Raw genomic sequence first — 1,834 nt, 5'->3', positions numbered from 1 at the left:
GTCGAACGGTCTTGGTCGGGTAGGCCGCGGTGCGCTTCACTGCTGGAACTCCGGCGCACCGCCGAGGTGTCCACCGTCGTTATACGCCATGCCCTCGGGCCGGGAAGTGGCTGTTGGGCAGCCAATGTCGACCGCACATTCGGGTGTAGGGCCGTGGCTGTAGGTTGTGAATCGATGGGTTCGCGATTGAGCGGGATGTCGTCCGGTGTTCCCGGTCCCGGTCCCGGTCCCGGTCCCGGTTCGGTTCGGGGACGCATTTTGCGCGGCCCTGTCGCGACATGTCTGAGGGTAGCGGCCTGAAGACTTTCAGTGCGCTACCGCAGGTTTCACGAGCGTGCCCGGCCGGCCGTCTTCTGGGGACGGTTCTTTTATCGCTATTCGCTGAATGTTTACCTGGGCGCCCGGCCGGGCCCACGGACCACCTCGTCTTTCCTCCCGGCGGTGTCACGTGCTGTTTCCTCCGGGCGGTACCACGCGCCAGCCTGGTCCGTCGGGCCTCGGAGCGATGTTCCCCTCGCCGCGCCCACTTCTGTTGCGGGTGTATGAATACCAGGTGTCCATGACCGGCCAATGCATTGGCAGTGGTAATAGGATGGGCTGTGACGGCCTCCCGGACGCCCGTGGCGCCGACATCGAATTCACCATCGGACGGGCCGGGATTTCCTGTCTCGCGGGTCGCCCTGAACCGGGAGCGAATGGGGGGGCTGATGTGCGGTGCCGCCGCTGCCCGTCAGGGCACGGCCGACGGCGGTCGGATTCTTCCCGGCGATCGGCGGGCCCGCCGGCTGACCGGGCGGCCGGGGCGCCGTCCGATATCACCGCCGTGGCCGCCGGGCATGGTCGTCAGGCGTGATTGTCGGGATAGGCGAGATGTAACTCACACGATGATACGGCCCAGGTGATTATGGCCTGCCGGGATGACGGGACGGGGCGTTGGTAACGGTTCGGGATGGACGTCGGCGTGGGGGCACGCCCGCATCATGACTGCGGATCGATGACTGTTGACCGGGCACGGGTGGCAGCGGCGCTACCCGGTTACGATCTCGGTGACGAGATCGGCGCGGGCACGTTCGGGGTGGTGTTCGCCGCCTGGCACCGCCGTCTCCAGCGTGATGCCGCGGTCAAGGTACTCGACGGAGGGTACGGCCGGGCGGTGGCGGGATTCGCCACCGAGGCGCGGATTCTCGCCGCCCTGGACCATCAGCATGTGGTCCGGGTCTATGACTATGTCGAGACCGGGGGACTGCGTCTGCTCGTCATGGAGATGCTGGCCGGCGGGACGCTGACCCGCCGCCACCGGGCGGGGATGCTCCCGGAGGAGGCCTGCGCGGTAGGGCTGGCGATCGCCGCCGCCCTGACCTGCGCGCATTCCCGCGGAGTGCTGCATCGCGACATCAAGCCCGACAACATTCTGTTCGACGCCACGGGCCTGCTCAAAGTGGTCGATTTCGGGCTCGCGAAACAGGTGGGTGGGCCGCCGGCCGCCGCCGGCGCGGTGGCCGGGACGCCGTTGTACATGGCTCCCGAACAGATCGAGGGGGGCCGGCTGGGGCCGGCCTCCGATCTGTACGCGCTCGGGGTGCTGCTCTATCTGCTGCTGACCGGGGTGACGCCGTTCGCACCGGCATCCTCCATCCTGCGGCAGCGTCCCGACCGGGTCCCGCCACCGCCGCCGGGCGTGCCGGTTCAGGTGGCGGATGTGATCATGTGGGCGTTGGCGAACGATCCGGTGGCTCGTCCGCCGTCCGCGCTGGCCTTCGCGCTGGACCTGGCCCGGGCCGCCGCCGAGGCCTACGGCTGGGGCTGGCTGGCTCGTTCGGGGATCGTGCTGCAT

1 protein-coding gene is annotated in these 1,834 nt (G+C 68.8%); it reads left to right on the top strand.

Features of this window, described 5'->3' with window-relative positions; genetic code table 11:
- Positions 1-994: 994 nt before the first annotated feature.
- Positions 995-1,834, top strand: an 840-nt coding sequence (locus AC5LUJ_RS10880; protein ID WP_493464874.1) for a serine/threonine-protein kinase, incomplete at its 3' end; no start/stop codon positions are given.

The organism is Protofrankia sp. CiP1_Cm_nod3 (assembly GCF_982290655.1).
Note: the sequence above shows the minus strand (reverse complement) of the source record. Positions and strands in the feature narration are given on the sequence as shown.